A 1,049-nucleotide genomic window follows, 5' to 3' on the forward strand; every position below is an offset into this window, starting at 1 on the left:
AAGATTGAAAGCATTCGAAATACGCAATGATATGCATCATAGGCCGGATGGTAAATCAGCATACTTGTCCCACCTTATATGACAATTACCCCCAAGAAAATACAACAACCCCAACAAGTCCTTAACTGAAATCTCCAGAAAGTTCTCACCGAGCATCGAACATATATTATGAAGGATACCATTAATTGCCGCATCAACTACTACGCGATCCCCGCCGGCCTCTATCACCGGGGTAACCACAAGCATGTAGTTTGTATGGAGCTCATCCAATAAAATCGTATAAATTCTCTGCGCAACTCTAGAAGACTGCTGCCGCATTACCATCTTAGCCGCTTGCTCTTTTTGACCCATAGCAAAATAGAGCTGATCAGTTCGACCGCTCTCGCGGAGCTTTGCCTCAAGCCCACGAACGTCACCCTCAGTAGGGGCGGCTAGATAATGATTCAGTTTCTCACAGAAGCCACTACCATCTTTCTCATCAACCTCCGCCGCACGAAGACGAGCATAAAGCAAGGTTAATTCATTCAGAGTGGTACCCTGGCGCATATCAATATTAAGCTTATTAATATCTCTCGCAGCCATATCACCATGTACGATATTATTTGACTGATCAGACACGTCGCTTACTGCCGATTATTTTTATTCATGTCGCCAGCCGACATATCGCCATGAACAGTATTATTATTTTGCACAGTTTTTCTGGAGTGCGAATTATTCATTTGAATTTTACTAACTACGATTTTCGCAGTCCAACCCGCGCCTAGACCCGCTAAAAACGTAAATATATGCGTAAGATATTCCATTATCGATCCTGAATGATTCGCTGAGGTAGCGATAGCAGACTAGCGGAGTGCCATCAGGCCGTCCAGCATTGTCGCTCCCCCAGGTTCCCGAATTGACGCATGCCCCTCATCAAATCCGGATAGCTTGAATGCGGCCATAGGTCAATGCCGGCTTCTGGTCGAAAGACTGGGCTCAGCGCGTGAGATCGGAAGCCTCAGCAGCACCAGCTGACGCCCTTCATTCCATTTTTACGTTACACCCAATTT

The 1,049-nt window shown here is 45.9% G+C and carries 3 protein-coding genes; 1 reads left to right on the forward strand and 2 read right to left on the reverse strand.

Annotated features, from left to right (window positions below; all coding sequences use genetic code 11):
• Together ACOCD9_RS17910 and ACOCD9_RS17915 are read right to left on the reverse strand one after the other, a co-directional pair.
• A partial coding sequence (locus ACOCD9_RS17910; protein ID WP_419548101.1) for an ABC-three component system middle component 5 occupies positions 1 to 62 on the reverse strand: 62 nt, incomplete at its 3' end.
• Complete coding sequence (locus ACOCD9_RS17915) at positions 37 to 582, reverse strand: ABC-three component system protein (RefSeq protein ID WP_419548099.1); 546 nt, start codon at positions 580 to 582, stop codon at positions 37 to 39. The genes ACOCD9_RS17915 and ACOCD9_RS17910, both read right to left, overlap by 26 nt.
• A gap of 20 nt (positions 583 to 602) precedes the next feature.
• On the opposite strand from ACOCD9_RS17915, the gene ACOCD9_RS17920 reads away from it, so the two are divergent.
• A complete protein-coding gene (locus tag ACOCD9_RS17920; RefSeq protein WP_419548100.1) occupies positions 603 to 764 on the forward strand; it encodes a hypothetical protein in 162 nt (53 codons plus the stop codon).
• Positions 765 to 1,049 lie beyond the last annotated feature (285 nt).

This window comes from Microcystis sp., assembly GCF_048564745.1.
In the GTDB taxonomy this organism is placed as follows: Bacteria; Cyanobacteriota; Cyanobacteriia; order Cyanobacteriales; family Microcystaceae; genus Microcystis; species Microcystis ichthyoblabe_A.

Bases quoted from the DNA above. Each gene is read 5' to 3' on its own strand.
- ACOCD9_RS17915 (WP_419548099.1), bottom strand. From the start codon at position 582: ATGGCTGCGAGAGATATTAATAAGCTTAATATTGATATGCGCCAGGGT.